The organism is Arhodomonas sp. KWT, from assembly GCF_010993615.1.
In genome coordinates this window covers 1-1,303 of sequence record NZ_WNXE01000468.1, presented here as the reverse complement: position 1 = coordinate 1,303, position 1,303 = coordinate 1, and the positions used below count along the sequence as shown (strand labels likewise).

At 63.0% G+C, this 1,303-nt stretch carries 2 protein-coding genes; both read right to left on the bottom strand.

Features of this window, described 5'->3' with window-relative positions:
* Positions 1-328 precede the first annotated feature (328 nt).
* Positions 329-742, bottom strand: a complete 414-nt coding sequence (locus tag G7A99_RS19980; protein ID WP_163143541.1) for a type II toxin-antitoxin system HicB family antitoxin — start codon at positions 740-742, stop codon at positions 329-331.
* Between the two features lie 6 nt (positions 743-748).
* Entirely contained in the window at positions 749-910 is a 162-nt protein-coding gene (locus G7A99_RS19975) for a type II toxin-antitoxin system HicA family toxin (RefSeq protein ID WP_240466351.1), read from the bottom strand.
* Positions 911-1,303 lie beyond the last annotated feature (393 nt).

Below are 1,303 nucleotides of genomic sequence, written 5' to 3'. Positions count from 1 at the left end.
CCCCGTTCACCGGCGGGGACGTCGCACACGGCCACCGGCCGTGCACGACCTACCCGCGGTGGCGCCCGTAGGTCGGCTGCTCCTGGCAGCCGACATCCCTGTTCATGCAGTCGCACCGCACGATCATGCACGTCGACATGGACGCCTTCTTCGCGTCCGTAGCACTGCGCGGGCGCGGCGTGATAGATCATTCTCGGCCGGGGGGTCACACACGGCTTGGCAGCTGTGCACGCTCTACCTCGTTAAGCGGCTCGGGACCGGCCGAGTTCGGCCGTAGGTAGGCAGCTCCATGCGACCAGCATGGACATTTACGCCGTTGTAATAACAATCAGGTGCTATTGAGCCGGTCCGTCTCATGCTTCATCGCCGCTTCCGCGGCTCGTGCCAGAAAACCACTTCGCGTGAGATGGTGAGCGCGGGCGTAGGCGTCAATTCGCTGGACGAGTCCGCCCGGCAGGGAGACATTCAAGCGGACCGGCTGGGTGTTCAGGCGGGAGACGTCCACATCGATGAGCATCCACACACCATCGTGGTATCGCTCATCACTCGCCAACTTCTCCAACGGCGTCGGGGCAGGCAAGGGCATATCCTCGCCCTCACAGTAGACCTCGATGGCCTCCTGGATCGCCTTCGGCAGTTCCTCCCACGTATCGGCCGCGGAGAAACAGCCAGGAAAGTCCGGAATAGTGACCCCGTGAGCCGTGCTGTCGTCCCCGGGGTGCACATAGACAGGATAGAGCATGGTCGGTTACCTCCAGTCCCAGCCGGCCTGCCGATAGATATTCCTCAGCGTACCGGCAGGCAAATCTTTACGCGGATGCGGCACCACCACGTGTCCAGAACGACAAGGATGCTTGAACTTCTGGTGATCTCCCTTACCACCAACCCGCCTCCAACCTTCCTGTTCCAGTCGCGCGATGACATCCTTGCTCTCATTTGTGTATCCTTACACACTTTAGCTCAACGGATCTACGACATCACTGCCCACGCCGTTCAGCAGCTCCCCGCAGCCGACATGCACGGTACAGTAGAGAAGAGTGCCGCGAAGGGTGTCGGGCAGGCGCGGCGCGCCTCCCCGACCTACGACAGAAGGCCCCCGCGACAGTAGGTCGGCTGCTCCTGGCAGCCGACATCCCCGTTCACGCAGTCGCACCGCACCGTGATTCGACCACGCCCACAATCCCTCCACATGCCCCCATAATGGCGCCATGACCGCCCCGAACCGGACCATCATGCACGTCGACATGGACGCCTTCTTCGCGTCCGTGGAGCTGCTGCGCCGCCCGGAGCTCGCCGGGCAGCC

What these genes read in the sequence shown, in the direction of transcription:
- G7A99_RS19980 (WP_163143541.1), bottom strand. Translation starts at nt 742, where the DNA reads ATGCTCTATCCTGTCTATGTGCACCCCGGGGACGACAGCACGGCTCAC.